Source organism: Variovorax paradoxus (genome assembly GCF_030815975.1).
GTDB classification, from domain to species: domain Bacteria; phylum Pseudomonadota; class Gammaproteobacteria; order Burkholderiales; family Burkholderiaceae_C; genus Variovorax; species Variovorax paradoxus_N.
In genome coordinates this window covers 736,024-753,787 of record NZ_JAUSXL010000002.1, presented here as the reverse complement: position 1 = coordinate 753,787, position 17,764 = coordinate 736,024, and the positions used below count along the sequence as shown (strand labels likewise).

At 66.4% G+C, this 17,764-nt stretch carries 22 protein-coding genes; 19 read left to right on the top strand and 3 right to left on the bottom strand.

Features of this window, described 5'->3' with window-relative positions:
* The first annotated feature begins 6 nt into the window (after positions 1-6).
* From murA to hisA, 8 genes are all read left to right on the top strand, one after another.
* Positions 7-1,296 (top strand): UDP-N-acetylglucosamine 1-carboxyvinyltransferase, encoded by a 1,290-nt coding sequence (gene murA, locus QFZ47_RS07355; RefSeq protein ID WP_307655019.1) that lies wholly within the window; start codon positions 7-9, stop codon positions 1,294-1,296.
* Entirely contained in the window at positions 1,293-1,934 is a 642-nt protein-coding gene (gene hisG, locus QFZ47_RS07350; protein WP_307655018.1) for an ATP phosphoribosyltransferase, read from the top strand. Before murA ends, hisG begins: the two co-directional genes overlap by 4 nt.
* A gap of 5 nt (positions 1,935-1,939) precedes the next feature.
* A complete protein-coding gene (gene hisD, locus QFZ47_RS07345) occupies positions 1,940-3,262 on the top strand; it encodes a histidinol dehydrogenase (RefSeq protein ID WP_307655017.1) in 1,323 nt (440 codons plus the stop codon).
* Between the two features lie 32 nt (positions 3,263-3,294).
* The gene (locus tag QFZ47_RS07340) at positions 3,295-3,663 is read left to right on the top strand and encodes a hypothetical protein (RefSeq protein WP_307655016.1); all 369 of its coding nucleotides are present in this window, start codon (positions 3,295-3,297) and stop codon (positions 3,661-3,663) included.
* Entirely contained in the window at positions 3,660-4,751 is a 1,092-nt protein-coding gene (gene hisC / locus QFZ47_RS07335) for a histidinol-phosphate transaminase (RefSeq protein WP_307655015.1), read from the top strand. The genes QFZ47_RS07340 and hisC overlap by 4 nt, the downstream gene beginning before the upstream one ends.
* Entirely contained in the window at positions 4,748-5,356 is a 609-nt protein-coding gene (gene hisB / locus QFZ47_RS07330; RefSeq protein ID WP_307655014.1) for an imidazoleglycerol-phosphate dehydratase HisB, read from the top strand. Before hisC ends, hisB begins: the two co-directional genes overlap by 4 nt.
* A 19-nt stretch (positions 5,357-5,375) precedes the next feature.
* Entirely contained in the window at positions 5,376-6,032 is a 657-nt protein-coding gene (gene hisH, locus QFZ47_RS07325) for an imidazole glycerol phosphate synthase subunit HisH (protein WP_307655013.1), read from the top strand.
* Positions 6,033-6,095: 63 nt separating this feature from the next.
* The gene (hisA, locus tag QFZ47_RS07320; RefSeq protein WP_307655012.1) at positions 6,096-6,839 is read left to right on the top strand and encodes a 1-(5-phosphoribosyl)-5-[(5-phosphoribosylamino)methylideneamino]imidazole-4-carboxamide isomerase; all 744 of its coding nucleotides are present in this window, start codon (positions 6,096-6,098) and stop codon (positions 6,837-6,839) included.
* 62 nt (positions 6,840-6,901) lie between these two features.
* Here hisA and QFZ47_RS07315 read toward each other — a convergent pair whose 3' ends face one another.
* Entirely contained in the window at positions 6,902-7,822 is a 921-nt protein-coding gene (locus QFZ47_RS07315) for an amino acid ABC transporter substrate-binding protein (protein WP_307655011.1), read from the bottom strand.
* A gap of 8 nt (positions 7,823-7,830) precedes the next feature.
* Complete coding sequence (locus QFZ47_RS07310) at positions 7,831-9,138, bottom strand: dicarboxylate/amino acid:cation symporter (protein WP_307655010.1); 1,308 nt, start codon at positions 9,136-9,138, stop codon at positions 7,831-7,833.
* A 154-nt stretch (positions 9,139-9,292) separates the two neighbouring features.
* Here QFZ47_RS07310 and QFZ47_RS07305 point away from each other — a divergent pair, with 154 nt between their 5' ends.
* The 9 genes from QFZ47_RS07305 (at position 9,293) to tatC (ending at position 14,168) form a co-directional block, all read left to right on the top strand.
* Complete coding sequence (locus QFZ47_RS07305; RefSeq protein WP_307655009.1) at positions 9,293-10,129, top strand: D-hexose-6-phosphate mutarotase; 837 nt, start codon at positions 9,293-9,295, stop codon at positions 10,127-10,129.
* Positions 10,130-10,150: 21 nt separating this feature from the next.
* On the top strand, positions 10,151-10,930 hold the full coding sequence (gene hisF, locus QFZ47_RS07300) for an imidazole glycerol phosphate synthase subunit HisF (protein WP_307655008.1): 780 nt from the start codon (positions 10,151-10,153) through the stop codon (positions 10,928-10,930).
* A gap of 30 nt (positions 10,931-10,960) precedes the next feature.
* Positions 10,961-11,359, top strand: coding sequence for a phosphoribosyl-AMP cyclohydrolase (gene hisI / locus QFZ47_RS07295; protein WP_307658896.1), 399 nt, complete (start codon positions 10,961-10,963; stop codon positions 11,357-11,359).
* On the top strand, positions 11,356-11,736 hold the full coding sequence (locus QFZ47_RS07290) for a phosphoribosyl-ATP diphosphatase (protein WP_126745547.1): 381 nt from the start codon (positions 11,356-11,358) through the stop codon (positions 11,734-11,736). Before hisI ends, QFZ47_RS07290 begins: the two co-directional genes overlap by 4 nt.
* A gap of 11 nt (positions 11,737-11,747) precedes the next feature.
* Positions 11,748-12,137 (top strand): DUF4870 family protein, encoded by a 390-nt coding sequence (locus QFZ47_RS07285; protein ID WP_307655007.1) that lies wholly within the window; start codon positions 11,748-11,750, stop codon positions 12,135-12,137.
* The gene (locus QFZ47_RS07280) at positions 12,127-12,486 is read left to right on the top strand and encodes a histidine triad nucleotide-binding protein (RefSeq protein WP_307655006.1); all 360 of its coding nucleotides are present in this window, start codon (positions 12,127-12,129) and stop codon (positions 12,484-12,486) included. Before QFZ47_RS07285 ends, QFZ47_RS07280 begins: the two co-directional genes overlap by 11 nt.
* Positions 12,487-12,551: 65 nt before the next feature.
* The gene (gene tatA / locus QFZ47_RS07275) at positions 12,552-12,803 is read left to right on the top strand and encodes a Sec-independent protein translocase subunit TatA (protein WP_307655005.1); all 252 of its coding nucleotides are present in this window, start codon (positions 12,552-12,554) and stop codon (positions 12,801-12,803) included.
* Positions 12,804-12,816: 13 nt separating this feature from the next.
* Positions 12,817-13,275, top strand: a complete 459-nt coding sequence (gene tatB / locus QFZ47_RS07270; RefSeq protein WP_307655004.1) for a Sec-independent protein translocase protein TatB — start codon at positions 12,817-12,819, stop codon at positions 13,273-13,275.
* Positions 13,276-13,352: 77 nt separating this feature from the next.
* Positions 13,353-14,168 (top strand): twin-arginine translocase subunit TatC, encoded by an 816-nt coding sequence (gene tatC / locus QFZ47_RS07265; protein ID WP_021005899.1) that lies wholly within the window; start codon positions 13,353-13,355, stop codon positions 14,166-14,168.
* 4 nt (positions 14,169-14,172) lie between these two features.
* Here tatC and QFZ47_RS07260 read toward each other — a convergent pair whose 3' ends face one another.
* A complete protein-coding gene (locus QFZ47_RS07260; RefSeq protein WP_307655003.1) occupies positions 14,173-15,333 on the bottom strand; it encodes a S1C family serine protease in 1,161 nt (386 codons plus the stop codon).
* Between the two features lie 287 nt (positions 15,334-15,620).
* Here QFZ47_RS07260 and QFZ47_RS07255 point away from each other — a divergent pair, with 287 nt between their 5' ends.
* Both QFZ47_RS07255 and QFZ47_RS07250 read left to right on the top strand, forming a co-directional pair.
* Complete coding sequence (locus tag QFZ47_RS07255) at positions 15,621-16,964, top strand: MFS transporter (protein WP_307655002.1); 1,344 nt, start codon at positions 15,621-15,623, stop codon at positions 16,962-16,964.
* Entirely contained in the window at positions 16,961-17,734 is a 774-nt protein-coding gene (locus QFZ47_RS07250; protein WP_307655001.1) for a Nif3-like dinuclear metal center hexameric protein, read from the top strand. The genes QFZ47_RS07255 and QFZ47_RS07250 overlap by 4 nt, the downstream gene beginning before the upstream one ends.
* The last annotated feature ends 30 nt before the right edge of the window (positions 17,735-17,764 follow it).

The following is a 17,764-nucleotide window of genomic DNA, read 5'->3' as shown; positions in this document are numbered from 1 at the left end:
AATTCGATGGACAAACTTCTGATTCGCGGCGGGCGCCAGCTCCGCGGCGAGGTACTCATTTCCGGCGCCAAGAACGCAGCCTTGCCGGAACTGTGCGCCGCGCTGCTGACCGACCAGCCCGTGACGCTGCACAACGTGCCGCGGCTGCAGGACGTGTCGACCATGCTCAAGCTGGTGCGCAACATGGGCGTTGCGGCCGAGCGCGACGGCAACGGCACGGTGCGGCTCGATGCGGGCGATCTCACCAACCCCGAGGCGCCCTACGAACTGGTGAAGACCATGCGCGCCTCCGTGCTGGCGCTGGGCCCGCTGCTCGCGCGCTTCGGCCACGCCAAGGTCTCGCTGCCGGGCGGCTGCGCCATCGGCTCGCGGCCGGTCGACCAGCACATCAAGGGCCTGCAGGCCATGGGCGCCGAGATCGTGGTCGAGCACGGCTACATGATCGCGAGCCTGCCGGCGGGCCGCACCCGCCTGAAGGGCGCTCGCATCCTGACCGACATGGTCACCGTCACCGGCACCGAGAACTTCCTCATGGCGGCCGCGCTGGCCGAGGGCGAAACGCTGCTCGAAAACGCCGCGCAGGAGCCCGAGATCGTCGACCTGGCCGAAATGCTGATCCGCATGGGCGCGAAGATCGAAGGCCACGGCACCAGCCACATCCGCATCCAGGGCGTCGAGAAGCTGCACGGCTGCGAGCACGCCGTGGTGGCCGACCGCATCGAGGCCGGCACCTTCCTGTGCGCCGTCGCAGCCACGGGCGGCGACGTATTCCTGCGCCATGCGCGGGCCGACCACATGGACGCCGTGATCGACAAGCTGCGCGATGCCGGCTGCACGGTCGCGCCGGAAGAGGGCGGTGTGCGCATCAGCTCCAGGGCCCCGGCCTGCGAGCACCTCAAGGCGCAGAGCTTCAGCACCACCGAGTACCCGGGTTTTCCGACCGACATGCAGGCCCAGTTCATGGCCCTGAACGTGATCGCGCGCGGCGCCTCGATGGTCACCGAAACCATCTTCGAGAACCGCTTCATGCACGTGAACGAGATGGTGCGCCTGGGCGCCACGATCCACGTCGAGGGCAAGGTGGCGATGGTCGAGGGCGTGCCCCAGCTTTCGGGCGCCACCGTGATGGCCACCGACCTGCGCGCCTCGGCCAGCCTCGTGATCGCCGGGCTCGTGGCCGACGGCGAGACGCTGGTCGACCGCATCTACCACCTGGACCGCGGCTACGACCGCATGGAAGCCAAGCTGCGCGGCCTGGGTGCCGACATCGAACGCATTTCGGGAGCCGCCGCATGATCACCCTGGCGCTCTCGAAGGGCCGCATCTTCGAAGAGACGATGCCCCTGCTGGCCGCAGCCGGCATCGAGGTCACCGAAGACCCCGAAAAATCGCGCAAGCTGATCCTGGCCACCAGCCGGCCCGACGTGCGCGTGGTGCTGGTGCGCGCCTCCGACGTGCCCACCTACGTGCAGTACGGCGGCGCCGACCTCGGCGTGACCGGTTTCGACGTGCTGCTCGAGCACGGGAACCAGGGCCTGTACCAGCCGCTCGACCTGCGCATTGCGGCCTGCCGCCTCAGCGTGGCGGTGCGCGCCGACTACGACTACGCCTCGGCCGTGAAACAGGGCTCGCGCCTGCGGGTCGCCACCAAGTACGTGGGCCTGGCGCGCGAGTTTTTCGCGAGCAAGGGCGTGCACGTCGACCTGATCAAGCTCTACGGCAGCATGGAACTCGCGCCGCTCACCGGCCTGGCCGATGCCATCGTCGACCTGGTTTCGACCGGCAACACGCTCAAGGCCAATCACCTGGTCGAGGTCGAGCGCATCATGGACATCAGCGCGCGCCTGGTCGTCAACCAGGCCGCGCTCAAGCTCAAGCGCGAGCCGATCCGCCGCATCATCGACGCCTTCGCGTCGGCCATTCCTTCCGCCTGAACCTCATGACTCCGAAAGCAGCCCCCGTCCGCCTCTCCACGGCTTCAGCCGGCTTCGACGCTGAATTCAAGGCGCGGCTGCACTGGTCCGCGGATGCCGATGCGGCCATCGAGAAAGTGGTGGCCGACATCCTGGCCGATGTGCAGAAGCGCGGGGACGAGGCGGTGCTGGAATACACGAACCGCTTCGACAAGCTGGACGCCAAGACGCTGCTCGAACTGGAGCTGACGCAGGCCGAACTGAAGGCCGCCTTCGAGGCACTGCCCGCCGCGCAGCGCGACGCCCTCGAAGCCGCCGCGCGCCGCGTGCGCAGCTACCACGAGGCCCAGAAGAAGGCGAGCGGCGAGAGCTGGAGCTACCGCGACGCCGACGGCACGCTGCTCGGCCAGAAGGTCACGCAGCTCGATCGCGTCGGCATCTACGTGCCGGGCGGCAAGGCCGCCTATCCGTCGAGCGTGCTGATGAATGCCATTCCCGCGCACGTTGCCGGCGTGGCTGAAATCATCATGGTCGTGCCTACGCCCAGGGGACAGAAGAACCAGCTCGTGCTCGCCGCCGCCTACGTGGCCGGCGTCACCCGCGCCTTCACCATCGGCGGCGCGCAGGCCGTGGCCGCGCTGGCCTACGGCACCGCCACCATCCCGGCGGTCGACAAGATCACCGGCCCTGGCAACGCCTACGTGGCCGCGGCCAAGCGCCGCGTGTTCGGCACCGTGGGCATCGACATGATCGCGGGGCCGAGCGAGATCCTCGTGCTGGCCGACGGCAGCACGCCGCCCGACTGGGTGGCGATGGACCTGTTCAGCCAGGCCGAGCACGACGAGCTCGCGCAAAGCATCCTGCTGTGCCCCGACGCGGCGTACATCGACCGCGTGCAGGCGGAGATCGACCGCCTCCTGCCCGGCATGCCGCGCGCCGAAATCATCGCGGCTTCGCTCAACGGCCGCGGCGCGCTCATCCACACGAAGAGCATGGAAGAAGCCTGCGAGATCAGCAACCGCATCGCACCGGAGCACCTCGAAGTCAGCAGCAGCGAGCCGCAGCGCTGGGAGCCCTTGCTGCGCCACGCGGGCGCGATCTTCCTCGGCGCCTTCACCAGCGAGAGCCTCGGCGACTATTGCGCGGGCCCCAACCACGTGCTGCCGACCAGCGGCACGGCGCGTTTCTCGAGCCCGCTGGGCGTCTACGATTTCCAGAAGCGTTCGAGCCTGATCGAGGTCAGCGAGGCCGGCGCGCAGGTGCTCGGCCCCATTGCCGTCACGCTGGCCGAAGGCGAGGGCCTGCAGGCGCACGCCGAGGCGGCGCGCATGCGCCTGCGCGGGATCTGACGACCGTTCCACTTTCGCCAGGAGCAAGCAGGATGGCGCGACGCCGTTTTCATTTTTCGCGTGCCGCGGCATGGCTGCTGGTGCTTGCGGCTGCCAGCGCGGCACATGCCATGAGCATCCGCGAACTGCGCACGCTGGAAGCCAGCGAAAAGGACGGCAAGGCGTACGCGGGCTATTACCTCGTCGGCGTGCTCGAAGGCCTGCGCGAAGGCGTGGAAGCCTCGCAGCGCAACGGCCAGAAGCCGGTCTTCTGCATCGACGGCCGGCGGCTGGAGCCTTCGATGGCGCGTTCCCTCTATCAAGCCGAGCTGACCCGCAACGCCGACAGCTACGAAGCCGACATGCCCGTGCAACTGGTCATGTCCGGCGCCCTCCGAAACAGCTACCGCTGCACCCGATGACAACTTCCCCTCCTGCCGCCCGCCCGATCGACCGCATCCGCTCCGACGTGCAGTCCATGCATGCCTATGCGGTGCAGGACGCACGCGGCTTCGTCAAGCTCGACGCCATGGAGAACCCCTTCGGCCTGCCGCCCGCATTGCAGGCCGAGCTCGGCGCGCGGCTCGGCGCGCTGGCGCTCAACCGCTATCCGGGCGAGCGCGGCGCCGACCTGCAGCGCGCGCTGGCCGCGCACGCGCAAATGCCCGAAGGTTTTTCGCTGATGCTGGGCAATGGCTCCGACGAACTGATCTCACTGCTCGCCATTGCCTGCGACGTGCCCGGCGCCACGGTGCTCGCGCCCGTGCCGGGCTTCGTGATGTACGCCATGAGCGCGAAGCTGCAGGGCCTGCGCTTTGTCGGCGTGCCGCTCACGGCCGATTTCGAACTCGACGAGGCGGCAATGCTGTCGGCCATCGCGCGCGAGAAGCCAGCCATCGTGTACCTGGCGTACCCGAACAACCCCACCGCCAACCTCTGGGACGATGCCGCCATCGAGAAGATCGTGCAGGCCCAGGGCGCACAGGGCGGCCTGGTGGTGATCGACGAGGCCTACCAGCCCTTTGCCGCCCGCAGCTACATCGACCGCATCGCGCGGCATGGCCATGTGCTGCTGATGCGTACGCTCAGCAAGTTCGGCCTGGCCGGCATCCGCCTTGGCTATCTCATGGGCCCGGCCGCGCTGGTCGCCCAGATCGACAAGGTGCGCCCGCCCTACAACGTCAGCGTGCTCAATTGCGAATGCGCACTGTTCGCGCTCGAGCATGCCGAGGTGTTCGAGGCCCAGGCGCGGCAGATCCGCGACGAGCGCCATCGCCTCATGATGGGATTGGGCCGCCTGCCGGGCGTGAAGGCCTGGCCGAGCGACGCCAACATGATCCTCGTGCGCGTGCCCGATGCCGCCAAGGCCTTCGAGGGCATGAAAGCGCGCGGGATTCTTGTGAAGAACGTTTCTAAAATGCACGAACTGCTCGCAAACTGCCTGCGCCTCACCGTCGGAACGGCCGACGAGAATGCGCGGATGCTCGCGGCACTCGAAGCCTCACTATGACTACCCCCCAGAATGCCGATCGCATCGCATCGGTTACTCGCAACACCGCCGAGACGAAGATCACCGTCAGCGTCAACCTGGACGGCACGGGCAAGGCCAGGCTCTCCACGGGCATCGGCTTCTTCGACCACATGCTCGACCAGATCGCGCGCCACGGCCTGATCGACCTCGAGATCGACTGCCAGGGCGACCTGCACATCGACGGCCACCACACTGTCGAAGACGTGGGCATCACGCTGGGCCAGGCGGTGGCCAAGGCCGTGGGCGACAAGAAGGGCATCCGCCGCTACGGGCACGCCTACGTGCCGCTCGATGAAGCGCTGAGCCGCGTCGTCATCGACTTCTCGGGCCGCCCGGGCCTGGTGATGCACGTGCCGTTCACCAGCGGCATGATCGGCACCTTCGACAGCCAGCTCACCTACGAGTTCTTCCAGGGCTTCGCCAATCACGCCTTCGTCACGCTGCACATCGACAACCTGAAGGGTGTCAACGCGCACCACCAGTGCGAAACCGTGTTCAAGGCCTTTGCGCGCGCGCTGCGCGGCGCGCTCGAACTCGATCCACGCTCCGTGGGCGTCATTCCTTCGACCAAGGGCTCGCTCTGAACGCCATCGCCGCCAAGCCATGAAATCTGCAGCAAATACCGTCGCCGTGGTCGACTACGGCATGGGCAACCTGCGCTCCGTCTCGCAGGCCGTGCAGCACGCGGCCGACCAGGTGGGCGTGCAGGTCTTCGTCACCTCCGATCCCGAGGTGGTGCGCAAGGCCACCCGCGTGGTGCTGCCGGGCCAGGGCGCGATGCCCGACTGCATGCGCGAACTGCGCGACTCCGGCCTGCAGGAGTCGGTGCTCGAGGCCGCGGCGAGCAAGCCGCTCTTCGGCGTGTGCGTGGGCATGCAGATGCTGCTGTCGCGCAGCGACGAAGGCCCGACCGACGGGCTCGGCCTGATTCCGGGCGAGGTCGTCAAGTTCGACCTCGCGGGCCGCCTGCAGCCCGACGGCAGCCGCTTCAAGGTGCCGCAGATGGGCTGGAACCAGGTGCGCCAGGCCCAGCCGCACCCCGTGTGGGCGGGCGTGCCCGACATGAGCTATTTCTATTTCGTGCACAGCTTCTATGCCCGGCCGGCCGACAGCCGGCACAGCGTGGGCGAGGCCGATTACGGCGCATGCTTTACCGCCGCCGTCGCACGCGATAACATTTTTGCCACCCAGTTCCACCCGGAGAAGAGTGCGGACCATGGGTTGCAGCTCTACCGAAATTTCCTCCACTGGAATCCCTGACCTTATATTTCCGCCCGGGCCGAACTTTCTTCAGCCCGGATTCCGCACACTCGCGTCACTTCCATGCTCCTCATTCCCGCCATTGATCTCAAAGACGGCCACTGCGTTCGCCTCAAACAGGGCGACATGGACCAGTCCACCATCTTCAGCGAAGACCCCGCCGCCATGGCCCGCAAGTGGGTCCAGGCCGGCGCGCGGCGGCTGCACCTGGTCGATCTGAATGGGGCCTTCGCCGGCAAGCCGCAGAACCACGCGGCCATCAAGGCGATCCTGAAGGAAGTCGGCGACGACATCCCTGTGCAGCTGGGCGGCGGCATCCGCGACCTGGACACCATCGAGCGCTACATCGACGACGGCCTGCGCTACGTGATCATCGGCACCGCCGCGGTCAAGAACCCTGGCTTCCTGAAGGACGCCTGCGTGGCTTTCGGCGGCCACATCATCGTGGGCCTCGACGCCAGGGACGGCAAGGTGGCCACCGACGGCTGGAGCAAGCTCACGGGCCACGAGGTGGCCGACCTGGGCAAGAAATTCGAGGACTACGGCGTCGAATCGATCATCTACACCGACATCGGCCGCGACGGCATGCTCTCGGGCATCAACATCGACGCCACCGTCAAGCTGGCGCAGGCATTGACCATTCCGGTGATCGCCTCGGGCGGCCTGTCGAACATGGCCGACATCGACCAGCTCTGCGCGGTCGAGTCCGAAGGCGTCGAAGGCGTGATCTGCGGCCGGGCCATCTATTCGGGCGACCTCGATTTCGCCGCTGCGCAAGCCCGCGCGGACGAACTCGCCGGCGCCTGAACTGCTGCGCACTGCGCCGGACCTGCCGCCAGGATTGGCCTGCGGGGTAGTTGCGGGGCCGGCTACTCCGCCTTCACCGACATCGTCTGGATGATCGCTTCCAGCTGCGCGCTCATCGGCAGGTTGATGCTCTCGCCCGTGGGCAGCTTGCGCAGGAACCAGCGCTTGTACTGGCGTTCAATCTCGCCGTCCTCCGCCAGCACCTGGAAGGTGTCGTTGACCACCTTGCCCAGCTGCGAATCGCCCTTGCGGTACATGATGCCGTAGGGGTCGTAGGAGAGGTAGTCGCCGACGACCTCGTACTCGGCCTTGGCGGCGTCGCGCGCGATCAGGCCGTAGAGCAGCACGTCGTCGGTGGCAAAGGCATCGGCCTCGCCGTTTTTCACGAGCCCGAAGGAGTCGGCGTGGTCGCGCGCCACCAGCAATCGGATGCCGAGCCTGAACTTCTGCGACAGCTCGCGCAGCGTCTTCTCGTTGGTGGTGCCCGCGGTCACCGCCACCCGCTTGCCCGCCAGGTCGCGGAACGACTTGATCGGCGATCCCTTCTTCACCAGCACCTTGGTGCCCGAGACGAACATCGTGGGCGAGAAGCTCACGCGCTTCTGCCGCTCGAGGTTGTTGGTGGTCGAGCCGCATTCGAGATCGACCGCGCCGCTCACGACCGCATCGATGCGCGAGTCGGAGGTCACCGGCACCCACTTGATCGCAAGGCTCTTGTTCACCGCGTCCTCGATGGCCGTGACCAGCGCGCGGCAGAGTTCGATCGAATAGCCGACGGGTTCGCCGCGTGCGTTGAGAAACGAGAACGGCACCGACGACTCGCGGTAGCCGATGGCGATGGCGCCGGTCTCGCGCACCTTGGCGAGCGTGCCCGTCAATGTCTCGGGGGCCTGCTGCTGCGCCCGGGCCGGTGCTGCCGCGACAAGCGCAGCGGCCGCCAGCAGGCCGGCAAGAAGAACCGACAGCGTGGCCTTGGCTTTCATTGCGAGCCTCACGCGTGGACGGGGTGGGCGAGCGTGGCCGCGGCTTCGGCATCGAGCGCCCTGGCATTCAGCTCCGCATCGCTCTCGGAGAGCAGCTCGCCCTCCCACTTCGCGACCACGGCCGTTGCGATGGAGTTGCCCACGGCGTTGGTGGCCGAGCGTCCCATGTCCAGGAAGGTGTCGACGCCCAGGATCAGCAGCAGGCCGGCCTCGGGAATGTCGAAGTGGTTGAGCGTGGCGGCAATCACCACCAGCGAGGCGCGCGGCACGCCGGCCATGCCCTTGGAGGTGAGCATCAGGATCAGCAGCATGGTGATCTGCGTGCTGATGGGCATGTGGATGTTGTAGGCCTGCGCGATGAACAGCACGGCGAAGGTGCAGTACATCATCGAGCCGTCGAGGTTGAACGAATAGCCCATCGGCATCACGAAGCTCGAGATCTTGCGCTTCACGCCGAAACGGTCGAGCGCCTGCAGGATCTTCGGGTAGGCCGCTTCCGAACTGGCCGTGGCGAACGACAGCAGGAAGGCCTCCTTGATGAGCACCAGCAGCTTGAACACCCGCGGGCCCAGGAACGAGAAGCCCGCGAACACCAGCACGCTCCACAGCACGAACAGGCCCAGGTAGAAGTCGCCCATGAAGACCGCGAACTTGAGCAGGATGCCCAGGCCGTTCACCGCCACGGTGGCAGCCATGGCGGCCATCACCGCGAGCGGCGCCAGCTTCATCACGTAGCCGGTGATCTTGAGCATGGCGTGCGAAAGTTCGTCGATGGCGGCCACCAGCGTCTTGGCCTTGTCGCCCAGCGAGGCGAGCGCCACGCCGAAGAACATCGAGAACACCACGATCTGCAGGATCTCGTTGTTGGCCATGGCCTCGGCAAAGGACTTCGGCACCATGTGGCTCACGAAGTCCTTGAGCGTGAACTTCGCGGTCGCCAGGTTGGCCGAAGCGCCGATGTCCGGCAGCGGGAGCCCCAGGTTCTCGCCGGGCTTCAGGACGTTGGCCATCACCAGACCGATGACCAGCGAGATCAGCGAAGCGGTGAAGAACCAGCCGAGCGACTTGCCGAACACGCGGCCCACCGACTTGGCGTCGCCCATGTGCGCGATGCCCACCACCAGCGTGGAGAACACCAGCGGGCCGATCAGCATCTTGATGAGGCGCAGGAACACGTCCGACACGATCGACACGTAGCCTGCGATCTGCGCGGCCGCCTTCTTGTCGGGGAAGCTCGTGAAGATCATGTAGCCGACAAGAATGCCGAGCACCATGGCGATCAGGATCCAGGCGGCGGCCGGCAGTTTTCTCTTCATAGGTGTCCCTTCGAGGTGTGTGGTTCTGGGGCGGCCGCAAAGGGTATCCAAGAAGGTACCCTGCATGCAACCGGCACCGGCAAGGCGGCGATGAAGCCTTAAGTGTCCAATGCCAATTCCGTGCCACGGGATTTCCGCTGCCTACAATTCTCCAATGGATATCAGCTCGATTGAGTTTCGTGGCCAGCCCGCGCTGCGTGCCACCGGGGCCGACGGCAGTGCTTTCACCGTCTCTCTGCACGGGGCGCAGCTGCTCTCCTGGACCACCGCCGACAGGGTGGAGAGGCTCTACCTGAGCCCGTGCGCGGTGTTCGACGGGCAGGCGGCGATCCGCGGCGGCGTGCCCATTTGCTGCCCCCAGTTCAACCAGCGCGGCATGCTCCCCAAGCATGGATTCATGCGCAATCTGCCTTGGGAGAACCGGAGCATCGACGCCACAACGGGCGAACTGACCCTTCGGCTGCGCTACAACGAGGCCACGCGCAGGCTCTGGCCGCACGCTTTCGAGGCGCGGCTGCAGATCGGCATGGCCGCGGGCCGGCTGCGCACCGCGCTGACCCTGCTCAATATCGGCCATGGGCCGTTCAGCTTTGCCGCGGCGCTGCACACCTATCTGCGCGTCGACGATATTGCGCAGGTGCGCCTCGAAGGCCTGCAGGGTGCCAACCGCTGGGATTCGCTGCGCGACGATCGCCACGTGGAAACGGCCCCCGCACTGCGTTTCGATGCCGAGTTCGACAGCGTCTATGCCGCTCCCGCGAAGCCGCTGCGCCTGGTGCAGCCGGCCGGCACGCTCGAAATCGCGCAAAGCGCCAGCTGCAGCGAAACCGTGGTCTGGAACCCCGGCGCCGTGCTGGGTGCGAAACTCGCCGACATGCCCGAAGATGGGTACAGGCACATGCTCTGCGTCGAGGCTGCGCGCATCGACGAGCAGGTATTGCTCGCGCCCGGCGCCCAATGGCAGGGCTGGCAGCAGCTTCGCGTTCTCTGATTTTTTCCCTTACGACCGACCATGCTCGCAAAACGCATCATTCCCTGTCTCGACGTCACCGGCGGCCGCGTGGTCAAGGGCGTCAACTTTCTCGAACTGCGCGACGCTGGCGACCCGGTCGAAATTGCGGCGCGCTACAACGCGCAGGGCGCCGACGAGCTCACTTTTCTGGACATCACGGCCACCAGCGACGGCCGCGACCTGATCCTGCCGATCATCGAGGCGGTGGCCTCGCAGGTCTTCATTCCATTGACGGTGGGAGGCGGCGTGCGCACCGTGGCCGATGTGCGCCGGCTGCTCAATGCGGGCGCCGACAAGACCAGCTTCAATTCGGCGGCCATTGCCGATCCGCAGGTGATCAACGACGCCTCGCAGAAGTACGGTTCGCAATGCATCGTGGTGGCCATCGACGCAAAGCGCCGCAGTGCCGAAGAAGCTGCGACGCGCGGCGCCGGCTGGGACGTCTACAGCCATGGCGGCCGCAAGAACACCGGCCTGGACGCCGTCGAATGGGCGGCCGAGATGGTGCGCCGCGGCGCCGGCGAGATCCTGCTCACGAGCATGGACCGCGACGGCACCAGGAGCGGCTTCGACCTCGCGCTCACCCGTGCGGTCAGCGACGCCGTCAACGTGCCGGTCATTGCATCGGGTGGCGTGGGCAGCCTCGACGACCTGGCCGACGGCATCCAGACCGGCGGTGCCGACGCGGTGCTGGCCGCCAGCATCTTCCACTACGGCGAACACACGGTCGGCGAGGCGAAAGCCCGCATGGCCGCGCGGGGCATTCCCGTTCGGACCTGATCCGCTTCAGGGCCGCCCGGGGGTGGGACAATATCGTCCATGAATTGGCTTGACGAAGTGAAATGGGACGCGAACGGGCTGGTGCCGGTGATCGCGCAGGAGCAGGGCAGCAACGACGTGCTGATGTTCGCCTGGATGAACCGCGAGGCGCTCGAAAAGACCGCCGAGCTCGGGCGCGCCGTGTATTTCAGCCGCTCGCGCAACAAGCTCTGGTTCAAGGGCGAGGAATCGGGCCACGTGCAGACCGTGCACGAGATCCGCCTCGACTGCGATAACGACGTCGTGCTGCTCAAGGTCACCCAGCTCGGCCACGAGCCCGGCATTGCCTGCCACACCGGCCGCCACAGCTGCTTCTTCAGCAAGTACGAGAACGGCCGATGGAGCGTGGTCGAGCCGGTCTTGAAAGACCCGGAGTCGATCTACAAATGACGGCCACAGTGAACACCTCGGACGCCCTCGCACGCCTTGCCGCGGTCATCGAAAGCCGCCTTCCCGCGCATGGCGGCGACCCCGAGAAGAGCTATGTGGCGCGCCTGCTGCACAAGGGCCCCGACGCCTTTCTCAAGAAGATCGGCGAGGAAGCCACCGAGGTGGTCATGGCCGCCAAGGATGCCGACCATGGCGGCGACCGCACGAAAATAGTGAACGAAGTGGCCGACCTGTGGTTTCACACCATGGTGGCGCTGGCGCACTATGGTTTCTCGCCCGGCGAGGTGATCGCGGAACTCGAGCGCCGCGAGGGGACCAGCGGCATCGAGGAAAAAGCCCTGCGCAAGGCGCAGGCCCGCGAGGCATCCAACGATTGAAAGGACATCCCATGGCCAACGACATCGTGAATGTGGAACCCGACGACTCGCTCAAGACCTGGGGCTGGGTCAGCTACATCCTGCACCTGATCGTGGCCATTGGCGCCGTCCTGCCCGGAGCGCAGGCTTCCGTGGCGCTTTTGCTGGTGGCGCTGGTGATCGACTTCGTCAAGCGCGACAACGCGGCCGGCACCTGGCAGGCCACGCATTTCAGCTGGCGCATCCGCTCGGTGCTGTGGGCCGGCCTGCTGTACATCGTGACTTCGTGGCTCTGGCTGCTCTTTCTCGTGCCGGGCTGGATTGCCTGGAGCCTCATTTCGCTGTGGTTTCTCTACCGGATCGTGAAAGGCATGATCCGCATGAACGACAACCGCCCCATGGAACCCAAAGATGTCATCTGATCCGAACTGCGTCTTCTGCAAAATCATCGAAGGCAAGATTCCTTCGCGCAAGGTCTACGAAGACGACGAGCTGTTCGGTTTTCACGACATCGCGCCCTGGGCGCCGGTGCACTTCATGCTGGTACCCAAGCGGCACATCCCGTCGATGGCGCAGCTCGAGCCCGATGACGCCGCGCTCATGGGCAAGATCATGACGCTGGCCCCCAGGCTCGCGCTGGAACTGGGCTGCAGGCCCTATCCGGAGGGCGGCTACCGCGTCCTCGTCAACACCGGCACGGAGGGCGGGCAGGAGGTTCACCATCTCCATGTCCATGTCATGGGCGGCCCGCGCCCGTGGCTGCGCGGCTGAATCCCATTAATCCGAACTGTCACATTCAGCCCGACTAAAATCGGACACATTCTTAGGAGTCTTCCATGGGTTCTTTTTCTATCTGGCACTGGCTGATCGTGCTGCTCGTCGTGGTCATGATCTTCGGCACCAAGAAGCTGCGGAACATGGGTTCCGATCTTGGTGGCGCCGTCAAGGGCTTCAAGGACGGCATGAAGGACGGCAGCACCACCACCGATGCATCCGCCGCTTCGCCGGCCCCTGCAGCGCAAGTGACCGGCCAGCCGGCCAACAGCGACAAGTCCGCGATCGACGTCGAAGCGCGTCAGAAGTCCTGAGCGCGGGTCATAAGTGCTCGACCTCGGCATTGAGAAGCTGGCGCTCATCGGCGTCGTGGCGCTGATCGTCATCGGACCGGAGAAGCTGCCGCGCGTGGCGCGCACCGTCGGTGCCCTGCTGGGCAAGGCGCAGCGCTACGTGAACGACGTCAAGGCTGAAGTCAATCGCTCCATGGAGCTGGACGAACTGCGCAAGATGAAGGGCACGATGGAAGATGCCGCACGAGACGTCGAGCAGAGCATCCACAGCGGCGCCAGCGAACTCGAGAAGCAGTTCTCCGGCTCGGGCGAAACGCTTTCGGCCCTGGCCGAACCCGAGCCCGTGATGCCGGAATACAGGCATCCCCGCAAGAACTGGCGCCTGAAGCAGGGCGCCACGCCGCAGTGGTACAAGGCGCGCAACGGCGTGCGCACCAAGGCGCTTTCGGGTGCCGCGCGCGTCGCCCGCTTTCGTCCCCACAAGATCAACTAGCGGCTTTCCCATCTGCGCGTTCCTCGTGCGCCGCACGCCGGCCGAAGCCACGCTTTCTTCTGCTTTCTCTCCTTCCAATGGCCGATTCCGACAACAAGAACAAAGACGCAGAAGACGAACTGGCGGGCACCGAACAACCGTTCGTGCAGCATCTGGTCGAACTGCGCGACCGGCTGCTCTATTGCGTGTACGGCCTGGCGGTCGCGGGCATACTGCTGGCCATCTGGCCCGGCCCGGGCGGCCTGATCGACCTGATCGCAATGCCGATCCGCGCGCACATGCCGCCGGACGCCAAGCTCATTGCCATTGGCGTGTTCTCGCCGTTCTTCGTGCCGCTCAAGGTGCTCATGATGACGGCGGTGCTGCTGGCGCTGCCCTGGCTCATGTACCAGGCCTGGATGTTCGTTGCGCCGGGGCTCTACAGCCATGAAAAGCGCTTTGCGCTGCCGCTGATCTTCTTCGGCAGCCTGCTGGCCTATGCGGGCATTGCCTTCGTGCAGTTCTTCGTGCTGGACAAGATGTTCAGCTTCATCCAGAAGTTCACGCCGGCCGCGGTGGCGGCCACGCCCGACATCTCCTCGTATGTCGAGGCCATTCTCTCGCTCTACATCGCGTTCGGCGTCGCCTTCCAGGTGCCCATCGTCGTGATGCTGCTGGTGCGCTTCGAGATGGTCACCATCGAGAAGCTGAAGTCGTTCCGCGGCTACTTCATCGTGGTGGCCTTCGTGGTGGCCGCGGTGCTCACGCCGCCCGACGTGGTGTCGCAGCTCGCGCTGGCGGTGCCGATGTGCCTGCTCTACGAGGTGGGCATCATCGGTGCGCGCTATTTCGCCGGCAGCAAGAAATCGTCCGAAGAGGAAGAAGAAAGCGCGGATTCCTCCGCGTCTTCCTGACCGGTCATTCGGGCTGGTTCGGCACCTGCCGCACCGGGCTCTTGGGCCTGAGGCCCGGCGTCACGTCGAGTTCCATCTTGTCGGTGCCGCGCTGCAGCGCGAAGCGTGCGCTGCTGCCGGGCTTGAGGCCGGCCACGGCGGTCAGCAGGGCCTGCACGTTGTCGGTCTTCTTTTCGCCGACCGAGGTGATCACGTCGCCCGGACGGATGCCGGCCTTGGCCGCAGGGCCGTTCTGCAGCACGCCGGTGATGATCACGCCGGCATCGGCCTTCACGCCGAAGGTTTCGGCCAGCTCCGGCGAGAGTTCGTTCGGCTCGACGCCGATCCATCCGCGGCGCACCTGGCCTTCCTTCACGATGCCTTCGAGCACGATCTTGGCCATGGAAACCGGAATCGCGAAGCCGATGCCCATGCTGCCGCCCGAGCGCGAATAGATGGCGGTGTTGACGCCCTGCAGGTTGCCTTGGACGTCGATCAGCGCGCCGCCCGAATTGCCGGGGTTGATGGCCGCGTCGGTCTGGATGAAGTTCTCGAAGTTGTTGATGCCCAGCTGGTTGCGCCCCAGCGCCGAGACGATGCCGCTGGTGACCGTCTGGCCCACGCCGAAGGGGTTGCCGATGGCCAGCACCTGGTCGCCCACCTGGAGTTCGTCGGAATTGCCCAGCACGATGGCGGGCAGCTTGTCCATTTCGATCTTGAGCACGGCAAGGTCGGTGTCCGGATCGGTGCCGATGACCTTGGCGCGCGTGTGGCGGCTGTCGTTGAGCGTGATCTCGATTTCGTCCGCGCCTTCGACCACGTGGTTGTTGGTGAGGATGTAGCCCTCGGTGCTCACGATCACGCCGCTGCCCAGGCCGACCTGGGGCTGGTCGCCCTGGTCGCCGAAGAAAAAGCGGAACCACGGATCGTTGCTGCGGGGATGGCGCTGCGCGGCCTTGCTGGTGTTGATGCTCACGACCGCCGGCGAGGCTTTCTTGGCCGCCGCGCTCAGGCTGCCGGCAACCGGCACCGAAGGAGCGCCCGCCGGCGCCTCGACGATCGACACCACGCCTCCAAGGGAAGTTGCGCGGCGGTTGATCCACTCGGGCTTGAGCGTGGCAACAACGAAATAGGCCGCCAGGAGGACGGTCACGGCTTGGGCAAAGAGCAGCCAGGTGCGTTTCATGAAAACTTGAATAGGACAGAGTGAGCGCGCCGTTCGCGCGGCGTCAGGGCTCATTGTCCCTCAACCCCCCATCTGCCAGAAACCGCGCGAGGCGGTCGAGATTGGCAAAGGCCTCCTGCGCAAATAAGGGATAACCCTTAGCATTGCACAGCGAGCCTACACGGCTCCGAGCTCCGGCCTTCCGCATCGCCCATCCGGTGGACGCGGCCAGGCGTTTCGCCGGGGCGCCGATTTCCGCTTCCCATCCCGTGCGGCCCGGCGCCTGGCAACGATCCTCCCTGCCCGCCATGACTTCTCACGCAATCTCCCCGGACGGCGCACAGCCGGTGCCGGCGCGCGCACTCGACGCGCGCGACTACAAGACCCTGGCCCTGTCCGCTCTCGGCGGAACGCTGGAGTTCTACGACTTCGTCATCTACGTGTTCTTCGCCACCGTGCTGGGCGCGCTCTTCTTTCCCGCCGACATGCCCGACTGGCTGCGGCAGCTCCAGACTTTCGGCATCTTTGCAGCAGGCTACCTGGCCCGGCCGGTGGGCGGCATTGTCATCGCGCATTTCGGCGACCTGCTCGGGCGCAAGCGAATGTTCACGCTGTCGATCTTCCTGATGGCGGCGCCCACGCTGGTCATCGGCCTCCTGCCCACCTACGCGAGCATCGGCATCGCCGCACCCTTGCTGCTGCTGGCCATGCGCGTGCTGCAGGGCGCGGCGATCGGCGGCGAAATGCCCGGCGCCTGGGTGTTCATCGGCGAGCACGTGCCGGCGCAGCGCTACGGCTTCGGCATCGGCATGCTGACCTCGGGCATCACGGGCGGCATCCTGCTGGGCTCGCTGGTGGCCGTGGCCATCAACCGCCACTATTCGCCGGCGGAGGTGAGCGGCTTTGCCTGGCGCATTCCCTTTGTGCTGGGCGGCGTGTTCGGCCTGGTTTCGGTGTACCTGCGCCGCTTCCTGTACGAGACGCCGGTCTTCAAGGAGCTGGCAGGCCGCAAGGCCGTGGCGCGCGAGCTGCCGCTGCGCACCGTGCTGCGGGAGCACCGTGCGGCCAGCGTCTACGTGGGGCTGCTGACCTGGGTGCTGTCGGCCGCCATCGTCGTGGTGGTGCTGTACACGCCCACCTACCTGCAGAAGGTGCACCACATTCAGCCCGCGCTGGCGCTGGAAGCCAATGCGCTCGCCACGCTGACCCTGACCATCGGCTGCGTGCTGGTCGGCTGGGCCAGCGACCGCTTCGGCACGCGCGCCGTGATGCTCATCGGCTGGGGCGGCTTGTTCGCGACCTCGTACCTCTTCTACACGGGGCTGCCCGGCACGCCGGCCACGCTGTTCTGGCACTACGGCCTGGTCGGGTTGTTCGTGGGCACCATCGCCACGGTGCCGATGGCCGGCGTGCGCGCGTTTCCGGCGCCGGTGCGCTTCACGGGGCTTTCGTTTGCCTACAACATGTCGTATGCCGTGTTCGGCGGCCTGACGCCCGTGATTCTCACGCTCTGGCTGCAGCACGATGCCATGGCCCCGGCGCACTACGTCGCCGTGCTGGCCGGGCTCGGTTTCGTGCTGGCCCTGTGGCCATTGGCGGCGCGCGGCCATGCAATGCGCGACGGCATCGGGAGCGCGACAATGTCGCGATGAGCACCACTCGCCACGAATTGCTGCATGCCTTCGACCTGCTCCTTGCGCCGTCGCGCTTCAAGGACTATGGACCCAATGGCCTGCAGGTCGAGGGCCGCACCGTGGTGCGGAAGATCGTCTCCGGCGTGACGGCGAGCCGCGCGCTCATCGAAGCCGCCATCCGCGCCGAGGCCGATGCCATCTTCGTGCACCACGGCCTGTTCTGGCGCGGCCAGGACGGCTGCGTCACCGGCTGGATGAAGCAGCGCCTGGGCCTGCTGCTGGGCGACGACGTCAACCTGTTCGCCTATCACCTGCCGCTCGATGCGCATCCGGAGCTGGGCAACAACGCGCAGCTCGGACTGCAACTCGGGTTGCTCGCCCATGCCGGGTCGACCGGACGCTTCGGCGAGCAGGAGCTGGGCTTCCTTGGCGCGCGCGACAACGGAGAAGCCTTTGCCAGCGCCAAGGAACTGGCCGCGCACGCGGAAAAGGTGCTGCAGCGGCCCGTCACCCTGGTGGACGCGGCGCACCGTCCGATCAGGAACGTCGCGTGGTGCACGGGTGGTGCCCAGGGCTACTTCGAGGCCGCCATCGCCGCCGGGGCCGACGCCTTCATCACCGGCGAGATCTCCGAACCCCAGGTCCACTACGCGCGCGAAATGGGCGTCGCCTTCCTGGCCTGCGGACACCATGCCACGGAGCGCTACGGCGCCCAGGCCGTGGCCGGGCACGTGGCAGCCCAGCTCGGGCTGAAGCACGAGTTCATCGACATTGACAATCCGGCATGAAGCAAGCTCGCACTACGGTGCGAAGCACCG

Coding starts and splice junctions, on each gene's coding strand:
- QFZ47_RS07290 (WP_126745547.1), top strand. CDS start 11,356: ATGACGGCCACAGTGAACACCTCGGACGCCCTCGCACGCCTTGCCGCG.
- tatC (WP_021005899.1), top strand. CDS start 13,353: ATGGCCGATTCCGACAACAAGAACAAAGACGCAGAAGACGAACTGGCG.
- hisG (WP_307655018.1), top strand. CDS start 1,293: ATGATCACCCTGGCGCTCTCGAAGGGCCGCATCTTCGAAGAGACGATG.
- QFZ47_RS07340 (WP_307655016.1), top strand. CDS start 3,295: ATGGCGCGACGCCGTTTTCATTTTTCGCGTGCCGCGGCATGGCTGCTG.
- QFZ47_RS07260 (WP_307655003.1), bottom strand. CDS start 15,333: ATGAAACGCACCTGGCTGCTCTTTGCCCAAGCCGTGACCGTCCTCCTG.
- hisD (WP_307655017.1), top strand. CDS start 1,940: ATGACTCCGAAAGCAGCCCCCGTCCGCCTCTCCACGGCTTCAGCCGGC.
- QFZ47_RS07280 (WP_307655006.1), top strand. CDS start 12,127: ATGTCATCTGATCCGAACTGCGTCTTCTGCAAAATCATCGAAGGCAAG.
- hisA (WP_307655012.1), top strand. CDS start 6,096: ATGCTCCTCATTCCCGCCATTGATCTCAAAGACGGCCACTGCGTTCGC.
- hisF (WP_307655008.1), top strand. CDS start 10,151: ATGCTCGCAAAACGCATCATTCCCTGTCTCGACGTCACCGGCGGCCGC.
- tatA (WP_307655005.1), top strand. CDS start 12,552: ATGGGTTCTTTTTCTATCTGGCACTGGCTGATCGTGCTGCTCGTCGTG.
- QFZ47_RS07315 (WP_307655011.1), bottom strand. CDS start 7,822: ATGAAAGCCAAGGCCACGCTGTCGGTTCTTCTTGCCGGCCTGCTGGCG.
- hisB (WP_307655014.1), top strand. CDS start 4,748: ATGACTACCCCCCAGAATGCCGATCGCATCGCATCGGTTACTCGCAAC.
- QFZ47_RS07310 (WP_307655010.1), bottom strand. CDS start 9,138: ATGAAGAGAAAACTGCCGGCCGCCGCCTGGATCCTGATCGCCATGGTG.
- QFZ47_RS07285 (WP_307655007.1), top strand. CDS start 11,748: ATGGCCAACGACATCGTGAATGTGGAACCCGACGACTCGCTCAAGACC.
- murA (WP_307655019.1), top strand. CDS start 7: ATGGACAAACTTCTGATTCGCGGCGGGCGCCAGCTCCGCGGCGAGGTA.
- QFZ47_RS07305 (WP_307655009.1), top strand. CDS start 9,293: ATGGATATCAGCTCGATTGAGTTTCGTGGCCAGCCCGCGCTGCGTGCC.
- QFZ47_RS07255 (WP_307655002.1), top strand. CDS start 15,621: ATGACTTCTCACGCAATCTCCCCGGACGGCGCACAGCCGGTGCCGGCG.
- hisC (WP_307655015.1), top strand. CDS start 3,660: ATGACAACTTCCCCTCCTGCCGCCCGCCCGATCGACCGCATCCGCTCC.
- hisH (WP_307655013.1), top strand. CDS start 5,376: ATGAAATCTGCAGCAAATACCGTCGCCGTGGTCGACTACGGCATGGGC.
- QFZ47_RS07250 (WP_307655001.1), top strand. CDS start 16,961: ATGAGCACCACTCGCCACGAATTGCTGCATGCCTTCGACCTGCTCCTT.